The sequence below is a fragment of the Mycobacterium sp. THU-M104 genome (assembly GCF_049197365.1).
In the GTDB taxonomy this organism is placed as follows: Bacteria; Actinomycetota; Actinomycetes; order Mycobacteriales; family Mycobacteriaceae; genus Mycobacterium.
Map to the genome: position 1 here is coordinate 1 of NZ_JBMIOP010000137.1, position 1,411 is coordinate 1,411.

Genomic DNA, 1,411 nt, shown 5'->3' on the forward strand with positions numbered 1-1,411 from the left:
CGATGATGTGCTTGATGTAGCCGGCGTTGGTCGCGGTCTTCGGGTTGGGCTTCGACCAGCTCTGGTAGCAGGCGCGGCCGGCGAACTCGACCAGCGCAGAACCCCCGTCGGCGTCGGTGTCCCAGGGCACCTCCGAGGGCGCCAGGAAGTCGGTCCTGGCGATCAGTTGCACGCGCAGCGGCGCGATCTCAGCCACGGCGCTCACCTTAGCCCGGCGACGATGCGCGCCGCGGAGCGGCGTGGGGAGGAACCGGGCAATCAACCCCGGCCCGGCGACGATGCGCGCCGCGGAGCGGCGTGGGGAGGAACCGGGCAATCAACCCCGGCTCGGCGAGTCTGCACTGATGGCGACGAGCCTGCGCACAGCGCGTCGATCGCGGCCGTCGGGTCGCGCTCGGCGCAGTCTCGATCGGGTACCGCGCCGAACTCGCAGCTCGCCGGCGCCAGCAGGGCGTCACCTCCCCCAATCAGGCCGCGGGCGTGACGGCCGCCCTCACCGTCGAGCCGGGCGTCGTCGAGCAAGCGCACCAGCTCCCCGAGCCGGCGTGTGTCGACACTTCGGTACAGCCGGGGCAGCGCGTCCGCCACCGCCGGGTTCGCCGTCATCACGTCGTCCAGCGCGGCGTCGACGAGCTGACCGACGTCGCCGTTTGTCGCCTTGTCCGCCAAGTGTTTCCAGCGCGCAGTCGGCGGCACCGCGAAGACGCCCGGGGCGTCGGCGATGTATCCGAGGAACACCAGTCCCGGGATGACGTCCTTGTACTGGCCGGGTACTGGCCGGCATGGTCCCGCGCAGCTTGTCGGCCGCCTTCCACAGCGTGGCCGCGAGTTCGTTCTTGACGTCCTCCGGACGGCTAAAGCCGGCGCAGCTCACCGGCCAGGTCGCCCCGCCTCGAGACGCTGAACCCGCCCAGCCCCAGCCAGGACGCCATCGACTCCAGTTCGCCGGTCAGCGCTGCGGCCACCCGCGGCTTGGGCACGTCCGGTTCACCGAACGCGCCGACCACGCGAAGCCTGCCGGCCGCCCGATCGGCCTTCAGATCTACCCGCGCGACCAACCGTCCGTCCAGCAGCAGCGGCCACACGTAGTAGCCGTACGTGCGCTTGTCCGGTGGCGTGTAGATCTCGATGCGGTAGCGGAAGCCGAACAGCCGCTCGACTCGCGGGCGGAAGAAGATCAACGGGTCGAACGGGCACAGCAGCGCCGTGCCCCGGTCCGAGCGCGGCACCGGCTGCCCGGACCGCAGGTACGCCGGCGCGGACCAGCCCTGCACCTGCACCCGTTCGACCTCGCCGGCGGCCAGCAGACCGGCCAGGGCCGGCTTGACCTGGGCGGCCGACAGGCGGAAGTAGTCGCGGATGTCGGCCTCGGTGCCCACGCCCAGCGCGGTGGCGGCCCGCAGCGTGAGGT

At 71.9% G+C, this 1,411-nt stretch carries 1 protein-coding gene and 2 pseudogenes; all 3 read right to left on the reverse strand.

The window, feature by feature from the left end; translation table 11 throughout:
* Positions 1-196, reverse strand: a pseudogene (gene thyX / locus ACOJVU_RS11780) (FAD-dependent thymidylate synthase); the annotation flags it as partial.
* 293 nt (positions 197-489) lie between these two features.
* A pseudogene (locus ACOJVU_RS11785) lies at positions 490-784 on the reverse strand (SAM-dependent DNA methyltransferase); the annotation flags it as partial.
* A 70-nt stretch (positions 785-854) separates the two neighbouring features.
* The coding region (locus tag ACOJVU_RS11790; protein WP_421529953.1) for a DNA glycosylase AlkZ-like family protein at positions 855-1,411 on the reverse strand (557 nt) is incomplete at its 5' end.